Below are 17,499 nucleotides of genomic sequence, written 5' to 3'. Positions count from 1 at the left end.
GCGGCAAACCGGAAAATTATTTTTCCGGCCTGGCCGCGGCCGCGTCGATCAAGCGGTTTGCAGTTCGCTCTTGACCCTGCCGGCCTCCATGCGCACCAGTTGATCGGCGACGTCGAAGTAACGGTCATCGTGGGAGATCACGATGATGGTCTTGCCCAGACGTTTGAGGTCTGGCAACAACTCTGTGTAGAAAATACGCCGGAACGTCGGGTCCTGATCGGCCGCCCATTCATCGAACACCAGCACCGGCCGCTCTTCGAGCCAGGCATTGACCAGTGCCAGACGCTTGCGCTGGCCGGTGGACAAATCGGTGGTGCTGAACGCGCCGTCGCGCACGCTGACCTTGTGCGCGATCTCCAGACGTTCGAGGTAGCGGGTCGCGTCCTGCGGGACTTCGCGGTCGCCCTGAATCAGATCGTCGAACAGGTAATAGTCGGCAAAAATCGTCGTGAAATTCTGCCGGTAGTCATCGCGGTTGAGCGCGGTGATCGGCTGATCGTTGACGCGGATCTCGCCTTCGGTCGGCGCATACAAACCCAACAACAATTTGATCAGCGTGGTTTTGCCGCAACCGTTTTCGCCGACGATAAACACGATGTCGCCCTGTTCAATACGCAGGTTCACCGGCCCCAGACGGAACGGCTCACTGCCTTCCACAGGCGGGAAGGCGTAACGCACGTTGTGCAGTTCGAGGCTGTTGACCGCGCCGGGTTTCTTGCCCTGATCTTCCAGCAGCAGGTGCGGTTCGGGTGAGGAAAATTGCTCGCTCAGTTCGGCGATGCGGCGGAAGGCAATCTGCGCACGGCTGATGATCGGCAACGTGCTGACCAGATGCTCCAGCGGCCCCTTCATGTACAGCAGCACCAGGACGAAGCCGCTCATTACCGCTTTGTCGCCGCTGGGCCAGAAGGATTGCAGGGCCAGCGCCATGCCGATCACCACGAAGAACAACATCGAGCCGAAGGACTTGGCGATGACGAAGGTGTTGATGGATTTGATCTGGGTGTCGCAGATCTTCTCGGCGGTTTTCTGAATCCCGGCGACAAACATACGCTGGCGACGCGGGCGATGAATGCGCAGTTCCTTGGCACCCTCGGCAATCGCGTTGTAGTGCTTTTGCAGTTCGTCTTCGGAATCACGGGCGGCGTAGAAACCGCGCATGCCTTTGGCCCGGGCAATCGCCTGAATGGTCGTGCCGATGGCAATCGCCACCAGCATCATCAGGAACATCGGCCAGGACAGCATGGCCAGATAGCCGAGGCAGCCGAGGGTGACGGTCATGGATATCGCCAGCGGGGCAAACGCGAAAGCGAAGTCGCTGATGGTGTCGACGTCGTGGGTCAGCACCGGGATCAACCGGTGGCTGCGATAGCGTTCGATCTGGTCGATTGGCGCCGACAAGACCTTCTCCCCCAGCTCTTTGCGCAATTTGGCGATGATGTGCTGGCCGACGTAGTTGGTGCCGATGTCGGACAGAATCGTCGTCAGCAAGGCCAGCGCACAGAGGCCGGCGAAAATCATCACCACCGTGCGGGTCAGGCCGTCGTCGGAGTGCAGGGCATTGTTGATGGTTGCCAGCAGCACGGTGACGCTCAGGCCGCCGATCATGCCGAGCACGATGGACACAGAGACGATCAGGCGGAAGGGCTTGAGCAAGGCGAACAATTCGTTGATCGCCCCACGCGTAGGCTTGGTCATGGAGGATTCCTGCTTCGGTGCGGAGGGAGTGCCGGTACTAAAGGAAAACGAATGGTCACGGACTTTCTTTAAACGACCGCAGACGGCACTGCGGTCGTGGCGGGCAGGATCAGAGGTCGCGCACTACGCGAAACCCGAGCCAGTCGCCCTTGCTGGTTGGCCAGCTGCTGTTGCGGTTGCCGGAACGCGAGAACACCGGCGCCTCGCCCCAGTCGTTGCCACGCATGACCTGGCGTTCGCAGTTTTCCTGAGTCCATGGGCGACCGTCGTTCGGTACGCCGGAATAATCCTTGTGATAGCAGTCGGCGGTCCATTCGTAGACGTTGCCGTGAGCGTCGTAAACGCCGAAGGCATTGGCCGGGAATGTGCCGGCCGGGGAGGTGAAGTTGTAACCGTCGGCGGCGCCATAGGTGTTGGCGTGTTTGGAGATCTGGTAGTTGTTGCCTTCATCGAACGGGAAAGGGAAGGGCCCGCTGCTGCCGCCGCGTGCGGCGTACTCGCGGATCGATTCGCTTTGCAGGCGATAGGCATGACCGGTTTTTTTCGACAACCAATCGATGTAGCCCTGGGCTTCGGCGACGTTCATGCACACGGCCGGGTCGCGGGCAGTCTGTTTGAATTCCGGTTTGCCAGCGGTGCAGCGGCGGCCCGGGCGATCATCGAAGTCGTAAGGCTTGTTGCCGGTTTCGCGCACATACGCGTCCCACTCGCCGACCAGCACCTGAAAGCGGCTGATGGCGAACGGTTTGCTGAAGGTCACGTCGTGGCGCGGGCCTTCGTCCGGTTCGCGGCCGACTTCGTCATCCGGGGTGCCCATGGTGAAGGTGCCAGTCGGCAGCACGACCATTTCCGGGCAGTCCTTGCAGTCCTTGAACACTTTGCCCGGCGCCGGCGGCGTCGCCGCTTGAGCAGCACCAGGCAGCAGGCCGGCGCACAGCGCGGTCAGGGCCAGCGCGGGCAGGGCCTTGAAGGTGAAACAGGCGTGAGGCTTTTTCATGAGTCGTCTCTGTGAAAGGAAAACTGGAGTCGAGGGATCAGGCGCGCCGTTTTTTTTCGAGGAGGGCCATGAAACGCTCCACTTCGGCTTCGTTGTTGAGCAGACCGGGCGCCGTGCGAATCACCGGGCCGACGTCGCGGCTGACCGCATCGCAGATCACCCGGTTTTGCATCAGGTAGGCAGCCACTTCGTCGCTGTCCTGGCCCTTGACCCGGAAGAACGTGAAACCGGCAGAAAATTTCGGCTCGAGCGGGGTCACCAGTTCGATGTCCGCGTGTTCGCGCAGGCGCTGTTTCAGATAGCTGTTGAGCTGATGAATGCGCGTCTGAACGTCGGCCTTGCCCAGTTGCAGGTGCAATTTGAACGCTTCGTCCACCGCCCAACGATGCTCGAAGGCGTGATAGCCGCCCGGGGTCATGATGGTGGCGAAGGAAGTGGCTTCGGAGAACGTCGGCACGCTCGGGCTGACGTACTTCAGTTCTTCGCTGCGGCTGCAAACGATGCCGGTGCCGCGTGGGCCGAACATCCACTTGTGGGTGCCGGCGATAAAGAAGTCGCAGTTCATCTGCGGGAAACTCAGATCATCGACACCAAAGCCGTGCACGCCGTCGACCACGTAGATCAAGCGGTCCTTGTCGTCACGTTGACGGTTGTGTTCATCGACCAGCCGCGAAATATCGCTGATCGGCAATTTCACGCCGCTGCCCGAATGCACCCAGGTCATGCCGAGTACGCGGGTCTCAGGGCGAATGTTGCGGTTGATCGTGTCGAGCACCTGATCCATGGAAATGCTTTGCGGCGTTTCGAACAGCTTGAGTTTGCGCACCCGGGTGCCATCGCGGCGGCTGCGGAAATCGAGGATGTTGCGCGTGGAATAGTGTTCGTGTTCGGTGGTAAGGATTTCCTGATCCGCGCGCACCTGCACGCTGCCATAAATCATCGCCAGGCCTTCGGTGGTGCTGCCAGTGAGGGCGATCTGGCCGGGCTTGGCTTGCAGATACTTGCCAGCCCAGACCCGCACGTTTTGCTGCAATTGTTCGTTGCTCCCCAGATCCCAATCCATCGCCAGTCCCGGATTCCGGTCGAGCGTGGCGCGATGGCGTTCGATGGCTTCGCGCACGGGTTTGGGATGGGAGGTGATCAGGAAGTTGGCGAAGTGGATCGCCTGCGGGTCCTGATCGAACAGCTGGCGCAATTGCGTCCATTTGTTCGCAGAAGCCACTGGCGAAGTCGTGGCCATTGCCGGCGCCGCGAGGCTGGCGCCGAATGGCAGGGCAGCCGCCATCACACCGGCCTGTTTCAGAAAGGTCCGGCGGTCAGTCATGGCTTGGCAGTGTCCTGACGGGAAATCAGCGCCGGTTTCGCGGCTTTCTGCACTTGATCCCAGACGCGCATGAAGTTGCCGCCCCACAGCTTGGCGATGTCCGCTTCGGAGTAGCCGCGCTGGATCAGTTCGGCGGTGACGTTGCGGATTTCGCCAACGTTCTCCCAACCCTTGATGCCGCCGCCGTCGTTGAAGTCGGACGAGATGCCGACATGGTCGATACCGATTTTGCGCACCGTGTAATCGATGGCGTCACCGAGATCCTTGAGGGTCGCTTTGGGTTCTTCTTCAAGGATGCCGTAGAGGCCGCTGGCGTACTGGCCGAGTTTCTGTTCCGACCATGCGGTGATGATCGGATCGCCCGGCATCAGCGCCATGGCCAGGTTTGGCAGTGGCGGCAGATCGAAGCGTGCGCGCAGGGCGTTGAGTTTGTCCTGCGTGCCCTGAGTCAGCGGTTTGAGGTACTGCGAGAAACCAACCACCTGAACCACGCCGTTGCTGTTCTTGATCAGTTGCAGTTCCTTGTCGCTGAGGTTGCGCGGAATATCCACTGCCGCACGCGGCGCCGAGTGCGAGGCCACCAACGGCGTGCGGCTCAACTGCGCAACCTGTTCCAGGCCTTTGGTCGACATCTGCGAAACGTCGATGATCACGCCCAGATCGTTCAAACGCTGCACCGCTTGCTTGCCGATATCGGAGAGACCGTCGAGGGCGTCCGGCGAGTCATTGAAGAACGGCAGCGGCCGCGACGAGTCGGCCCAGCTGTTGTTGCCGATGTAGCTGAAGCCGAACATGCGCATGCCGCGCCCGGCCCACAGGTCCAGTTTGCTCAGGTCGTTGCCCAGCGGATAGGCGTTGAGCATGCTGATGAAAATCGCGAACTTGCCTTCGCCATGCAGGCGGCGGAAATCATCCGGGGTGTAGGCGATGCCGACCTGATTGGGGAAGTCGCGGACCATGCCGGTGATGATCTTGTAACGGACTTCCTGCTGGTTGCGGGCTTCTTCGACAAAACCTTCGGTGGGGCGATGCGGGGCATTGGGGCCATTCCACATTTCCGGCCAGCCGAACACGGTCAGCGCAGCGCCCGACAAGCGCCCGCGATTGGCCTTGATCAGGTCGAACTGGCCGGAGCCGTCCTTGTCGGCTTCGTTGCCGTGGGCGCCGAAACTCAGCGGTACGGTGATGTGGCTGTCAAACGAGAGGATGCGATCCTGCAACTCGGTCGCCTGTTTCATCACTTTTACCGGGTAGCCGGGGTTGTCCCGAAACCAGTAATCCCAGGCCAGAAACCCTGCGCCGGCGCTGATCGCCAAGGCCAGCGGCAGGCCGATAAATAGAGCCTTTTTCGAACGCGGTTTTGTCATTGCCATCTCATTCAGGTTCGCCGTCGAGGTGCAGGCGCAGGGGCCTTTGCTATCTGGGAGGAACGAGTGGCCGGGCGGGTAATTTAGTCGCGCGCAGGAAAAGCGCTGACGGCGCATCGCGATCTTTTGCCGGGGCCGTAAATTTCCCCGGCGAGCAAACGTTCTAGCTTGGATAAAGCCTGCTTCATGGCTGACACAGGTAGGGCAATGACGATCTCTCGACGCTGGTTCATGGCGGGCATGGCACTCACGGGCGCCGCGCTGCCTGCCGCTTTTTATGCACATCGTGAGCTGACCCGCGAGGAGTTTCCGATCACCCCGGGAGAGGCCACGGTCGACCTGGCCGATACGGCTGGTCAACAGTTGGCGGACAACCTGCGCGGCGTCTGGGATATCCGTTTCAGCGGCGCTGCGGCGGGGCTCGATGGCTTGCCACGCGAAGGCCTGGAGCTGTTTCTCGACATTGCCCACCGGGGTCGCGGCCTGCGTGGGTTTCTCGATACCGGTGCCAATCTGCGTTCAGCAGAACCTGCGCGTTATCAAGTGATCGGCGATCTGGCACCGGGCAACGGCGCCGAATTGTACTGGCGGCTGATGCGTACCGATGCGCCGCACGCGCCGCCGGTCTACGAATTCAAAGTCAAACTCGACGAAGTCTGGGCGGCATTCGGCAATGCCGGCAGTGGCACGTTCACCGGGCAAGTGTTGCGCCTGGATCGGCCGTTGGCGCTGCCCGAACTGGACAATCACTTCATCGCCATCAAGCGACGTTTTCCCGAGGCCCGCGAACGCACCGGGTTGAACCCGACGCTGTTGGCGTGGCTGGTCGCGCCGGAACATCGCCTGTTCCACCAGCTCTGGCACGCCAGCCGCGACAAGTGGCACAAACTCTCGGAGAAAAAACGCGACGCCCTGCGCGGTATCGGCTGGCAACCCGGCCCCCGTGACAAGGAGCGCGATGCCCGTGGGCCGAGCAAGGATCGCAATGGTTCGGGCATCGACTTCTTCTTCATGCACCGGCACATGCTCGGCAAGGCCCGTTCGATGCAGGATCTGCCGTCATGGCAGGCCTTCCCGATGCCGCAGCCGGAACTGGAGCGTGACCGCCAGGGCTTCGCCCGCTATTTCGACAATCACGACGGTGACGCGCTGCCGCCCACCTGGCTGACCGAAGGTGACGACGAGTACACCAAGTGGGTCAGCGACATCAAAGCGGCCGAGACCTACCACAGCAATTTCCAGGTGTGGGAATCGCAGTACCGCGACCCACGCTACCTGGCGAAACTCAGCCTCGGCCAGTTCGGCTCGGAAGTCGAACTGGGCCTGCACGACTGGCTGCACATGCGCTGGGCGTCGGTGGCGCGGGATCCGTCCAACAACATTCCGGTGCCGATGGCGCGCGATCAGGCGGACTTCGCGGCGCGCTGGTATGCGCCGGAAAACGACTTTCTCGGCGACCCGTTTTCCTCCCATGTGAACCCGGTGTTCTGGCGTTTCCACGGCTGGATCGATGACCGTATCGAAGACTGGTTCCGTGCACATGAGCGTTTCCACCCGGGCGAAGTCAGCCGGCTGGAAGTCAACGGTGTGCCGTGGTTTGCGCCGGGGCGCTGGGTTGAGGTCGACGATCCTTGGCTGGGGCCGGACACCCATGGCTGCAGCACCGTGCCGGGGTTGCAAATCGGCCGTTCGGTGGAAATGGACCCGGAAACCATGAAGCTGGCGTTGCGCATCACGTTTGGCGATGAAGACAACATGGCCGAGCTGTTCCGCAAAGTGCCGCAGCGCCCGTGGTATGCCCGGCATCTGAAAGTGAAAGGCCGGCAACTCTAAGCGCAAAAAAAATCGCAGCCTGGTGCTGCGATTTTTTTTGCCCCGAGAATTCAATCAGTCACGACACGATCCCCGTGTAGGAGCTGCCGAAGGCTGCGATCTTTTGATCTTGACTCTTAAAAGCAAGATCAAAAGATCGCAGCCTCGTTGCACTCGACAGCTCCTACAAGAGATGTTGCTGTCAGATAACCTGCCAGCCACCGCCCAACGCTTTGTACAAGGCAATGCTCGCCTGCAGTCGCGACAAGCGCAGTTGCACATTCATATCCTGCGCCGCATACAAAGTGCGCTGGGTTTGCAGCACCGTCAGCAAGTCTTCGGCACCGGCCTGATAACGACTTTGCGCGATGTCGAACGCGGTCTGCGCCTGGCTCAGCTCTTCGCTTTGCCACTGGCGCTGTTCGTCGAGGCCGCGAATGCTGCTCAGGGCTTTTTCCACGTCGGCGAAGCCATTGATGATCGCCCCTCGATAGGTTTCCAGCAGTTCGTCCTGACGCGCCTTGGCCTTGTCGCGCTCGGCGCTCAGGCGACCGTTGTTGAAGATCGGCGCGGTCAAGCCGGAAGACAGGTTGTAGAACGTGGTGCGCAGCAGGTCCGCCGCCAGATCGGCGCCGGTGCCGAGGCTGGCGGTCAAGGTGATTTTCGGCAACATGGCCGCGCGAGCGACGGTGACGTCAGCCTGAGCCGCTGCCAGTTTGGCTTCGGCGCTGGCGATGTCCGGACGCCGGCTCAGCAGATCGCTGGGCACGCCACTGGCGATATTCGGCCACTGCAACTGTTCGAACGACTGTTGCGGTGACGACAGTGTCTGCACTGGTTGGCCGAGCAGGGCGGCGAGGGTGATCAAGGCTTCGCGGGCCTGTTGTTGCACCAGCGGCAATTTGCGCTGCTGTTCCGCTACCAGGCTTTTTTGCTGGGCCAGTTCCAGCGCGGTGGCGCTGCCGGCGTCGAAACGGGTTTGCACCAGGTGCAGGACGTTCTGCGCATTGGCCAGATTGAGTTCGGCAATGCGCGCCTGTTCGCGCAACGCCAAGGCTTGGGTGTAGCTGCTGGCCACGCCGCTTTGCAGGGTCAGCTCGACGGTGGCACGGTCGAATTCGCTGGCCTGGACGCCGAATACGGCGCTGTCGCGGGCCGCGCGTTTGCCGCCCCAGAAGTCGATTTCGTAACTGGCGCTCAACTCGGCGTCGTAATAATCCAGCGAGCGATTATCCGGGCTGACGTCCAGCTGGCTATAGCCTTTGCCGTGCAACAGTTTCTGTCGATTGGCATTGAGCCCGGCCTTGATTTCCGGGAGCAGCGGGGCGCCGGCAATCGTCGCACTGGCCTGGGCTTGCCTGACTCGCGCAACAGCGGCGCCGAGGTCATGGCTGCCCAGTCGCGCCTGTTCGACCAGTCGATCAAGTTCGGGGCTGCCGAACTGCGTCCACCATTGGCGGTTGCTCTGCACGGCACCGGGCTGCTCAGGCGACTGCCACGCGGGCGGTGGCTGCACGCCGCTGTCGGGGCGCGGCGCAGGGCTGTTGCAGGCCGCCAGCAACAGGCTGGCGGCAAGGAGTGTCAGTGGCGCTTTCATAGATCGATCATTCACTGGTAAGGGCCGTGACCGGGTCGAGCCGGGCAGCCTTGCGGGCAGGCATGAAGCCGAAGAGGACGCCGGTGACCAGCGCGCAGGCGAAAGCACCGATGACGGCCAGCCATTGAAACGCGATCGCCACGCCGCTGAACCACAGCACGCCGCCGACCAGCATCGCCAGACTGATGCCGGCAATGCCGCCGACCACCGAGAGCATCACCGCTTCAGTGAGGAACTGGCGCAGGATGTCGCGCTGTCGTGCACCCGTGGCCATGCGGATACCGATTTCCCGGGTGCGTTCGCGCACGGTCATGAGCATGATGTTCATCACGCCGATACCGCCGACCAGCAAAGAGATTGCAGCAATGGCGCCGAGCATCAGCGACAGCGTGCCTTGCGTGCGTGCTTCGGCCTGAATCATTGCGGCGTTGTTGGTCAGTTCGAAATCCTTCTTGCCGTTGTGCCGCCGCAGCATCGCCTGTTCGATCGCCTGCTCGGCGTCTTTGACCTTGCGTGCGTCCTTGGCGGCGATCACCACGTATTCCGGATTGCGGCTGCCGAACAGGCGCGTGCTGGCCGCCGAGTAGGGCACGGCGATGCGGTTGTCGCTGTCGGAATCGCCGGAGCTCGAGCCCTTTTCCGCGAGAACGCCGAGCACCTGAAACGGCACGTTTTCGATCAGGATGTACTGGCCGATCGGGTCGGCGACATCCTTGAGCAGCTTGTCGCGCACTTTGGTACCGATCACCGCCACGGCGGCGGCGCTGTCTTCATCGGCCTGGGTGAAGTAACTGCCCTGAACCACCGGCCAGTTGAAAATGGTTGGAAAATTGGTGTCGTTGCCACCGACGTAACTGCTGTGGTCGGCGTTGCCGAAACGCACGCCAGCGGTCGAGCCGTTGACCGGCATGATCCGTTCCACCTGGGGCAGGGCGGCCAGCTCGGCGACGTCGTCGAGGGTGATGATGCCCGGTGGCGTGCGCGGGTTGGGCGCGGCGCCGCTGAGGTAAATGATGTTGGAACCGAAGGCGCCCATCTGTGCCATCACCTGGCGTTTGCTGCCTTCGCCCACCGCCAGCATCACCACCACCGAGGCCACGCCGATGACGATCCCCAGCAGTGTCAGCGCAGTACGAAAACGATTGATCCACATGACCCGCCACGCCGCTTGCACGGCGTCGACCAGTTCACCTTTCCAGGCGCCGGTCTCGGTGCTGCCGGTGCTCAGGCGCTGGCGCAGATCCACGGCTTGCAAGGCGCCGGGGTTGGCGCTGCGTGGTGGCGCTGACGGCTGTTCGGCGGTGTCGCTGATGATCAGCCCGTCACGAATCTCGATGATGCGTTTGGCCCGCTGCGCGACTTCGCGGTCGTGGGTGATGAGAATCACCACATGGCCCTGACCGGCGAGTTCGTCGAGCAGGGTCATGACCTCGGCGCCGCTGTGGCTGTCGAGGGCACCGGTGGGTTCGTCGGCGAGAATGATGTGGCCGCCGTTCATCAACGCCCGGGCAATCGACACCCGCTGTTGCTGACCGCCGGAAAGCTGATGCGGGCGGTTGCCGGTGCGGCTGCCCAGGCCGAGCCGCTCCAGCAAGGCACTGGCCCGGGCGTGGCGTTCGGCGGCCGGGGTGCCGGCGTAGATGGCCGGCATCTCGACGTTTTCCTGGGCGGAGCCGGACGGAATCAGGTGATAACCCTGGAACACAAAACCGAACGCTTCGCGGCGTAGCCAGGCCAGTTCATCGGTATCGAGCTGGGCGACATCTTCGCCGGCGAAGCGATATTCGCCGCTGGTAGGGCGGTCGAGACAGCCGAGAATATTCATCAAAGTCGATTTGCCGGAGCCGGATGCGCCGACGATCGCGACGAACTCGCCAGCATGAATCGACAGGTCGATACCGCGTAATACTTCCACCAGCGGGCTGTCATTGCCGCCGTAGGATTTGCGGATCTGCCGCAGGTCAATCAGAGGGGTTTGCATTCAGCCTCCGCTGCCGGTGGCCGGCGCGCTGAGGATGTGATCGCCTTCGACCAGGCCTTCAAGCACTTGTGTGCGCAAACGGTCGCTGATGCCGGTGCGCACGTCACGTGCCTGGATTTCGCCGTTGGCGGCGACGATCTGCGCGCGTTGCCACTGCGGCCGTGAGCCGGGTTGCAGGGCGGCGGTCGGCACGGTGAGGGTGTCCTGTGCCTGTTGCGCAACGAAGAACACCTGCGCGGTCATGTCGGTCATCAGGCTGTTGTCAGCGTTGTCGACGTCGAGCAACACGGTGTAGAGCACCACGCGTTCGCTGCCGCTGCGACCGCTGGTGGGGCTGCCGCCCTGATTCTGTTCGAGCGGGCGCGGTGGCACTGGCAGAATCTGCCGTACCGTGCTGCTCCAGCGTCGGCTACCGCCGCTGAGGGTGGTGAAGTAGGCGGTCATGCCGGGTTTGACGTGGCCGATGTCCGCTTCGGAAACCTCGGCCCATACGGTCATCGGCGAGAGCCGGGCGATGCGCAGGATCAGCGGGGTTTGCTGTTGCGCATTGAGTGTCTGGCCTTCCCGGGCGCCGACGGCCACGACTGTGCCGCTCATCGGTGCATAAATGCGTGTGTAGCCAAGTTCCGCTTCGTCACTGCGCAGGCTGGCCTGAGCCTGACGGATCTGCGCCTGGAACATGTCGATGCGGGCCTGTGTCGCGCGGACTTCGGCGCGAGCCGTCTGCACGTCTTCTTCACGGGTGGCACCACCGGCGGCGAGCTTTTGCTGGCGCTGGTATTTCTGTTGCGCGAGATCGTGCTGGGCGCGTTGCTCCTGCAGCTGCGCCTTGAGGTTCTCGATGGAAAACCGCCCGGCATCCAGTTTGGCCTTTTGCGTGGAGGGGTCGATCTCCACCAGCAACTGGCCTTCCTTGACCGCATCGCCAGCCTCGACATGAATCTTCTGAATCTGCCCGGAGGCCTGCGCACCGACATCCACGTAACGGCGTGGCTGCAACGTGCCCAGTGCGGTCACGCTGTTTTCGATACTGCTGCGAGTCACTTGCACCGTGGCGAGGGCGTCGCGCCCCGGCGGCAGGACTTGCCACGCGGCAACGGCGATCACGGGAATCAGACAAAGGGCGGCGAACAAGGCGCGTCGGGCGGGGCGGGGACGTTTCATGCAGGGTTCCGGCCAGTGGGTTCGGCCCGTCATTCGGCCAGTACACAGGCGTGCAGGGGCGCTGAACGCTGTCGCATGGCACGACAGATACGGGGAGCTGTCCTGTAAACGATGCATGGGCAAGGGAATTTAAGCGCCAACACATCATGTAACAGGTGTCCGGGCAGGACTATTTGGTCGGGATGTGGAATCAGCTCTTTAAATCTATATGAGAATTACTATAAATTACGCACCTCAAGTTGCCACTATCTTGCTACTGCCAATTCCGTGGCGGGATCAGTGTGCTCAAGGACAGGAACTGCATCGATGCGGTCGGGAGTCATGTTGGAAAACTACTATCGTGAGCTGGTGTGTTTCCTTAACGCCAAGCTGGGCAACCGTCAGGTGGCCGAAGATGTGGTGCATGACGCTTATGTGCGGGTGCTGGAGCGTTCCAGCGACACGCCGATCGAACAACCGCGGGCCTTCCTTTACCGCACGGCATTGAACCTGGTCATCGATGATCATCGGCGCAACGCCTTGCGCCAGGTCGAATCACTCGATGTGCTGGACAGTGAAGAACGCTATTTCACCCCGTCGCCCCATGGCACGCTTGACCACAGCCAGCGTCTGGAGATGCTCCAGCGCGCGCTGGCCGAGTTGCCGCCGCGTTGCCGTGAAAGTTTTCTGCTGCGCAAGATCGAAGGTCTGTCCCATCCGGAAATTGCCGAGCACCTCGGGATTTCCAAGGCGTTGGTAGAAAAACACATCGTCAACGCCATGAAACATTGCCGCTTGCGGATTAAACAATGGGATGCCCATTGATCCTTGCTGGTTAAATTTCCGTTCATCGTCCTCGTTCCTACTCAACAGACGACCTGCTGACCTGATTCAGGCCGGTCAGGCCACCCAGGCTTTATCCCCGCGTTGAGGGGTTCATCCAGAGGACACTGGAAATGACACAGGCAATTGCATCGCCCATCGTTCACGACCTGATCGGCGTCGGTTTCGGCCCTTCGAACCTGGCGCTGGCCATCGCTCTGCAAGAGCGCGGGCCGACCCACGGCGAGCTGGATGTGCTGTTCCTCGACAAGCAGGCCAACTACAGCTGGCACGGCAACACCCTGTCGACGCAGAGCGAGTTGCAGATTTCCTTTCTCAAGGATCTGGTGACCCTGCGCAATCCCACCAGCCCGTACTCGTTCGTCAATTACCTCAAACACCACGGTCGTCTGGTCGACTTCATCAACCTCGGCACGTTCTATCCGTGCCGCATGGAGTACAACGACTACCTGCGCTGGGTCGCCGGGCAGTTCACCGAGCAGAGCCGTTACGGCGAAGAAGTGCTGACCATCGAGCCGGTGCTGCACAACCAACAGGTTGAGGCGCTGCGCGTGATTTCCCGTGGCAGCGACGGCCAGCAGCATGTACGGACCACTCGTTCGGTGGTGGTCAGCGCCGGTGGCACGCCGCGCATTCCGGAGGCGTTCAAGGCACTGAAAGGTGACACCCGTGTGTTCCACCATTCGCAATACCTGTCGCAAATGGCCAAGCAGCCGTGCGTGAACAATCAGCCGATGAGCATCGCGATCATCGGTGGCGGGCAGAGCGCCGCAGAAGCCTTTATCGACCTGAACGATTCGTTCCCGTCGGTGCAGGTCGACATGATCCTGCGCGGTTCGGCCTTGAAGCCTGCCGATGACAGCCCGTTCGTCAACGAGGTGTTCTCGCCGGAGTTCACCGATCTGGTGTTCCAGCAGAACAGCGCCGAGCGTGAGCGTCTGGTCAACGAGTACCACAACACCAACTATTCGGTGGTCGACATCGACCTGATCGAACGCATCTACGGCATCTTCTATCGCCAGAAAGTCTCGGGGATTGCCCGCCACGCGTTCCGCACCCTGACTACCGTCGAGAAAGCCACCGCCACCGACAACGGTATCGAACTGGCTCTGCGCAACAACGCCACCGGCGAAGTCACCGTGCGCAACTATGATGCGGTGGTATTGGCCACCGGTTACGAGCGGCAGATGCACCGCAAACTGCTGGCACCGCTGGAAGAATACCTCGGCGACTTCGAGGTCGATCGCAACTACAAACTGATCACCGACGAACGCTGCAAGGCCGGCATCTACATGCAGGGCTTCTGCCAGGCCAGCCATGGTCTGAGCGACACGTTGCTGTCGGTGTTGCCGATCCGCGCGGACGAGATTGCCGGCTCGCTGTATGAGCATGGCAAGAACCGTGGGCATCGTTCGATGGCGGATCTGTTGTTGGCGACTGCCAGCTAACGCCGATTTCCAGGCCAGATCGTTCCCACGCTCTGCGTGGGAATGCCTCAACAGACGCTCCGCGTTCGGCCTTCGATAGGGACGCGGAGCGTCCCGGGCTGCATTCCCACGCAGAGCGTGGGAACGATCATCCTGAACCCTTCCTGAACATCCCCCACATTCCCCGACACACCTCCTTTTGCCGGTTTACTCTCACATCATCGGGGCGTAAGCTTCGCGCGTTTTCATCAATAGCGGAGACCCACAGTGGGTACTTGTTCGAGTGACAGTTGTCGGCCGGTCTCGGTAACCGGCAGATTCTCGGCAAGATAACGCGCAGCCTTTCTCTGCCGTTGTCTCGCCGTAACAGCGAGCAGCGGCATCCCGTGCATGACCCGTCCTGGGCCATGTCTGGACGTTCCTTCTCATCGACGCTGAACAGAGCGTGATTGCGACTTTATCGTCGTGATCGCAGCCCTATCGACACGCCTGTCGTTTCTGACCGGCGCGCCAGGCCTTGCCGTGCCGGTTTTTCCGGCGGACGAGGCGCGGCCGTACCTGCTTGACGGTTTCCCGGCTGACCATAGGGGCAACAGCCATGAAACTTACGCTCAAGGAATTCTTCGCAGGTTTTCTGCGGACCCGCCACATCGCCCGGCACTTCCGTCGCCTGGCGCTGCTGGAATCGATCAACGACACCACGGTCAGCCGTGAAGTCCCGCCCACGCTAGCCAACACGTTGGTCGATGCCGCGCAGTGCGACAGCGGTGTATTGCTGTCGTCATTGGGCACGCACTCCGATGGCCTCACTGATTTCGAAGTCGATGCGCTGCGTGCGCAATACGGTCTCAACGAAGTCGAACATGAGCAGCCTCTGCCGTGGTGGACGCACCTGTGGCACTGCTACAAAAACCCGTTCAACCTGCTGCTGACGTTGTTGGCGGTGATCTCGTGGCTGACCGAAGACCTCAAAGCCGCCGTGGTGATTTTTTCCATGGTGGTGCTGTCGACGCTGCTGCGCTTCTGGCAGGAAAGCAAATCCAACCAGGCCGCCGACGCGCTGAAAGCCATGGTCAGCAACACCGCCACGGTGATGCGCCGTGATGCGCCGCGCAGCGAATTGCCGATCAAGCAACTGGTGCCGGGCGATCTGATCGTGCTCTCGGCCGGTGACATGATTCCTGCTGATTGCCGCGTGCTCAGCGCCAAGGATCTGTTCGTCAGCCAAGCGGCGATGACCGGTGAATCGATGCCGGTGGAAAAATTTCCGCGTCAGGCTGATCGCGACACGCGCAATCCGCTGGAGCTGGACAACATCCTGTTCATGGGCACCAACGTAGTGTCCGGCACCGCTGTGGCGGTCATTCTGACCACCGGCAACAGCACCTATTTCGGTGCTTTGGCCCAGCGTGTCGGCGCCACTGATCGCGCGGTCACTTCGTTCCAGCAAGGCGTCAACAAAGTCAGCTGGCTGTTGATCCGTTTCATGTTCGTCATGGCGCCGCTGGTGCTGTTCATCAACGGTTTCACCAAGGGCGACTGGACTGAAGCGCTGCTGTTCGCGCTGTCGATTGCCGTTGGCCTGACCCCGGAAATGCTGCCGATGATCGTCACCTCGACGTTGGCCAAAGGCGCGGTGTTTCTGTCGCGTAAAAAAGTCATCGTCAAACGTCTTGATGCGATTCAAAACTTCGGCGCCATGGACGTGCTGTGCACCGACAAGACCGGCACGTTGACTCAGGACAAGATCTTCCTCGCGCGTAATGTCGATGTCTGGGGCGAAGACTCCGATGACGTGCTGGAGATGGCCTACCTCAACAGCTACTACCAGACCGGTCTGAAAAACCTGCTCGACGTTGCCGTACTGGAGCACGTGGAAATCCACCGTGAACTGAAAGTCGGCACGGCGTTTCGCAAGGTCGATGAGATCCCGTTCGACTTCAATCGTCGGCGCATGTCGGTGGTGGTCGAAGGACGTGGCCAGCCACATCAACTGATCTGCAAAGGTGCGGTGGAAGAAGTGCTGGCGGTGTGCAGCCGCGTGCGTCATGGCGAGGTCGATGAAGCCTTGAGCGATGAATTGCTGACCAGGATTCGTCAGGTCACCGCAGCATTCAACGCTGAAGGCTTGCGTGTGGTGGCGGTGGCTGCCCGCTCGATGCCGGAAGGTCGCGACACTTATAGCTTGGCTGATGAAAATGAACTGACGCTGATCGGCTATGTGGCGTTCCTCGATCCGCCGAAGGAAAGCACCGCGCCAGCGCTCAAGGCTTTGGCTGAACACGGTGTGGCAGTGAAGGTGCTGACCGGTGATAACGAACTGGTCACCGCGAAGATTTGCCGCGAAGTGGGCCTTGCGCAACAAGGTCTGCTGCTGGGCAACGACGTCGAGCGCATGAGCGATGCTGAACTGGCCGTGGCCGTGGAAACCACCAATGTCTTCGCCAAGCTAACGCCGTCGCACAAGGAACGCATCGTGCGCATCCTCAAAGGCAACGGCCATGTAGTCGGCTTCATGGGCGACGGCATCAACGACGCGCCCGCGCTGCGTACCGCCGACATCGGCATTTCCGTGGACAGTGCGGTGGACATCGCCAAGGAAGCGGCCGATATCATCCTCCTGGAAAAGAGCCTGATGGTGCTGGAGGAGGGCGTGCTCGAAGGGCGGCGCACCTTCGCCAACATGCTCAAGTACATCAAGATGACCGCCAGTTCCAACTTCGGCAACGTGTTCTCGGTGCTGGTGGCCAGCGCGTTCATTCCGTTCCTGCCGATGCTGCCGATGCACCTGCTGGTGCAAAACCTGCTCTACGACATTTCGCAGATTGCGATTCCATTCGATAACGTCGATGAGGAAATGCTGAAAAAACCGCAACGCTGGCAGCCGGGCGATGTCGGGCGCTTCATGCTGTTCTTCGGCCCGATCAGTTCGATCTTTGACATCACCACGTTCGCCTTGATGTGGTACGTGTTTGACGCCAACACCCCGGATCACCAGACCCTGTTCCAGTCCGGCTGGTTCGTGGTCGGGTTGCTGACCCAGACGCTGATCGTACACATGATCCGCACGCCGAAGATTCCGTTCCTGCAAAGCCGCGCCGCCATGCCGCTGCTGGTGATGACCGGGATCATCATGGCGGTCGGCATCTTTCTGCCGATGGGGCCGCTGGCGCACTACTTCAAATTGCAGGCGCTGCCATCGCTGTACTTCGTGTTCCTGCCGGTGATTCTGCTGGCGTACATGGCGCTGACCCAGGCGGTGAAAGGCTTCTACATCCGCCGGTTCGGCTGGCAATAACCGCAGGATTGC

At 61.3% G+C, this 17,499-nt stretch carries 11 protein-coding genes; 4 read left to right on the top strand and 7 right to left on the bottom strand.

Annotated elements, in window-relative coordinates; genetic code table 11:
• Window positions 1–48: 48 nt before the first annotated feature.
• The 4 genes from ACM6IN_RS14990 to pvdM all read right to left on the bottom strand — a co-directional run bounded on the left by ACM6IN_RS14990 (window position 49) and on the right by pvdM (window position 5,386).
• A complete protein-coding gene (locus tag ACM6IN_RS14990; protein WP_095111780.1) occupies window positions 49–1,698 on the bottom strand; it encodes a cyclic peptide export ABC transporter in 1,650 nt (549 codons plus the stop codon).
• A 109-nt stretch (window positions 1,699–1,807) separates the two neighbouring features.
• Window positions 1,808–2,695: a formylglycine-generating enzyme family protein gene (locus ACM6IN_RS14985; protein WP_007913354.1), complete on the bottom strand. Its 888-nt coding sequence runs from the start codon at window positions 2,693–2,695 to the stop codon at window positions 1,808–1,810.
• Window positions 2,696–2,732: 37 nt separating this feature from the next.
• On the bottom strand, window positions 2,733–4,019 hold the full coding sequence (locus ACM6IN_RS14980) for an aminotransferase class V-fold PLP-dependent enzyme (protein ID WP_414916277.1): 1,287 nt from the start codon (window positions 4,017–4,019) through the stop codon (window positions 2,733–2,735).
• Window positions 4,016–5,386 (bottom strand): pyoverdine-tailoring dipeptidase-like protein PvdM, encoded by a 1,371-nt coding sequence (gene pvdM / locus ACM6IN_RS14975; RefSeq protein ID WP_414916276.1) that lies wholly within the window; start codon window positions 5,384–5,386, stop codon window positions 4,016–4,018. The genes ACM6IN_RS14980 and pvdM overlap by 4 nt, the downstream gene beginning before the upstream one ends.
• A 207-nt stretch (window positions 5,387–5,593) precedes the next feature.
• Here pvdM and ACM6IN_RS14970 point away from each other — a divergent pair, with 207 nt between their 5' ends.
• On the top strand, window positions 5,594–7,219 hold the full coding sequence (locus ACM6IN_RS14970) for a PvdJ/PvdD/PvdP-like protein (protein WP_414916275.1): 1,626 nt from the start codon (window positions 5,594–5,596) through the stop codon (window positions 7,217–7,219).
• Between the two features lie 181 nt (window positions 7,220–7,400).
• On the opposite strand, the gene ACM6IN_RS14965 is transcribed toward ACM6IN_RS14970, so the two are convergent.
• From ACM6IN_RS14965 to ACM6IN_RS14955, 3 genes are read right to left on the bottom strand one after another with little or no spacing between them, the layout of a single operon-like run.
• Window positions 7,401–8,795, bottom strand: a complete 1,395-nt coding sequence (locus ACM6IN_RS14965; RefSeq protein ID WP_414894161.1) for an efflux transporter outer membrane subunit — start codon at window positions 8,793–8,795, stop codon at window positions 7,401–7,403.
• 7 nt (window positions 8,796–8,802) lie between these two features.
• Window positions 8,803–10,776: a MacB family efflux pump subunit gene (locus ACM6IN_RS14960; RefSeq protein WP_095111775.1), complete on the bottom strand. Its 1,974-nt coding sequence runs from the start codon at window positions 10,774–10,776 to the stop codon at window positions 8,803–8,805.
• On the bottom strand, window positions 10,777–11,940 hold the full coding sequence (locus ACM6IN_RS14955) for an efflux RND transporter periplasmic adaptor subunit (protein WP_414916274.1): 1,164 nt from the start codon (window positions 11,938–11,940) through the stop codon (window positions 10,777–10,779).
• A gap of 321 nt (window positions 11,941–12,261) precedes the next feature.
• Between ACM6IN_RS14955 and ACM6IN_RS14950 the strand changes: the two genes are divergently transcribed.
• The 3 genes from ACM6IN_RS14950 (at window position 12,262) to mgtA (ending at window position 17,487) form a co-directional block, all read left to right on the top strand.
• The gene (locus ACM6IN_RS14950) at window positions 12,262–12,744 is read left to right on the top strand and encodes a sigma-70 family RNA polymerase sigma factor (protein WP_414916284.1); all 483 of its coding nucleotides are present in this window, start codon (window positions 12,262–12,264) and stop codon (window positions 12,742–12,744) included.
• Window positions 12,745–12,875: 131 nt separating this feature from the next.
• Entirely contained in the window at window positions 12,876–14,210 is a 1,335-nt protein-coding gene (locus ACM6IN_RS14945) for a lysine N(6)-hydroxylase/L-ornithine N(5)-oxygenase family protein (protein ID WP_414916273.1), read from the top strand.
• A gap of 577 nt (window positions 14,211–14,787) precedes the next feature.
• Window positions 14,788–17,487, top strand: a complete 2,700-nt coding sequence (mgtA, locus tag ACM6IN_RS14940; protein ID WP_414916272.1) for a magnesium-translocating P-type ATPase — start codon at window positions 14,788–14,790, stop codon at window positions 17,485–17,487.
• The last annotated feature ends 12 nt before the right edge of the window (window positions 17,488–17,499 follow it).

This window comes from Pseudomonas sp. IT-P395, from assembly GCF_949767675.1.
GTDB lineage: Bacteria > Pseudomonadota > Gammaproteobacteria > Pseudomonadales > Pseudomonadaceae > Aquipseudomonas.
This window is presented reverse-complemented; position numbering and strand designations above follow the sequence as displayed.